The 2039-nt window shown below is 58.1% G+C and carries 1 CRISPR repeat array.

Features of this window, described 5'->3' with window-relative positions:
* Positions 1–32 precede the first annotated feature (32 nt).
* A CRISPR array of direct repeats spans positions 33–2004; the repeat unit is 36 nt; unit sequence GTTTCAATCCGACTCGGATTTGTAGATCGCGGGGAC.
* Positions 2005–2039: the final 35 nt, after the last annotated feature.

The raw sequence follows: 2039 nt of genomic DNA on the forward strand, positions 1-2039 counted from the left end.
ACATGAGTAAGTTTGGGACTGTCGCCGAAGCCGTTTCAATCCGACTCGGATTTGTAGATCGCGGGGACTCATCAACGGCCACGTCACCCCGGTGACCGAGGTTTCAATCCGACTCGGATTTGTAGATCGCGGGGACCGCCACCACAGGGGCAGTCGTGGAGGTGTCTCGTTTCAATCCGACTCGGATTTGTAGATCGCGGGGACCTGGTCCGGGGCCTGGGTCGTCTGGGTGGTCTGGTTTCAATCCGACTCGGATTTGTAGATCGCGGGGACAACCGCACATATCCCGCGCTGGAGGATGCAAATGCGTTTCAATCCGACTCGGATTTGTAGATCGCGGGGACCAACAGGTATTGAGGGGGGAGTATGCTTCCGTGTTTCAATCCGACTCGGATTTGTAGATCGCGGGGACCTGGCAACCCTCGTTTCGCTCGGCCACCCGGTGTTTCAATCCGACTCGGATTTGTAGATCGCGGGGACTACCGCCGCCCCCCGTGGCGGCGGCGTGCTCCCAGGGTTTCAATCCGACTCGGATTTGTAGATCGCAGGGACGACCCCGTCGATACGTTCACCGTCGCGGGCTTCCTGGTTTCAATCCGACTCGGATTTGTAGATCGCGGGGACCTGGAACTCCGGTGTCACCGGCAAGCTCCTAGGTTTCAATCCGACTCGGATTTGTAGATCGCGGGGACCAGTTCATGGCCACACCGCAGGGTGGCGTCAGGTTTCAATCCGACTCGGATTTGTAGATCGCGGGGACCACCCCTCAATCAGAGTGAGGAACTGGCTCGTGTTTCAATCCGACTCGGATTTGTAGATCGCGGGGACGGTCCAGGCCCGCCCGTCGAAGTGGATCCTCAAGGGGTTTCAATCCGACTCGGATTTGTAGATCGCGGGGACATGTTCCAGATGCGGGTGTCGGGCGACCCGATGGTTTCAATCCGACTCGGATTTGTAGATCGCGGGGACCAATGTTTCCCTGGATATGATTCAGGGTTCATGGGCGGGTTTCAATCCGACTCGGATTTGTAGATCGCGGGGACAAGCTCCCAAAAGCCCGTAATATGGGCCATAGTTTCAATCCGACTCGGATTTGTAGATCGCGGGGACCGCTGAGCGCTGGGCACGGCTCATACAGGTGGAGGTTTCAATCCGACTCGGATTTGTAGATCGCGGGGACCTCATCATCGATGGGCAGGAGGTCGACCTCGACCGGTTTCAATCCGACTCGGATTTGTAGATCGCGGGGACTCAAGGCCATCCTGTGGTACCACGGCCACTTGTTTCAATCCGACTCGGATTTGTAGATCGCGGGGACCTGTCAGGACTCGTGACAGAGCGAGTAACGAAGTTTCAATCCGACTCGGATTTGTAGATCGCGGGGACCGGAGTGACGGTCATCGTCCGGAGGGACGATGGGTTTCAATCCGACTCGGATTTGTAGATCGCGGGGACACCGCGGGTCGCAAGCTGGTTCCTGCTTGGTTTAGGTTTCAATCCGACTCGGATTTGTAGATCGCGGGGACTACTGAATGCAGCGGCGAACATGCACCTCGTCGGTTTCAATCCGACTCGGATTTGTAGATCGCGGGGACCGGAGGAACTGCCATGTGGTCCTTCAACCGGTTTCAATCCGACTCGGATTTGTAGATCGCGGGGACCACACGCCGATGCCGTCGGCGAGCACGAGCATGGTTTCAATCCGACTCGGATTTGTAGATCGCGGGGACTTTCGGAGGGGCCGGCTCGTTGGCGTGGTGGTGGTTTCAATCCGACTCGGATTTGTAGATCGCGGGGACACGGGGGGAAATTTCCGGATGGGCGGACAAGTGTTTCAATCCGACTCGGATTTGTAGATCGCGGGGACCGGCCTGGGCGACGGCCGGATCCTGCGCACCCGTTTCAATCCGACTCGGATTTGTAGATCGCGGGGACCCCGACCATCGCCCGGCTGGGCCAGCCGAAGGAGTTTCAATCCGACTCGGATTTGTAGATCGCGGGGACCCAGAAGCCGGAGTGGCTGTTCCACCGACTCAACG

Origin of the sequence: Protofrankia sp. CiP1_Cm_nod2, assembly GCF_920664355.1 — a bacterium.
GTDB lineage: Bacteria > Actinomycetota > Actinomycetes > Frankiales > Frankiaceae > Protofrankia.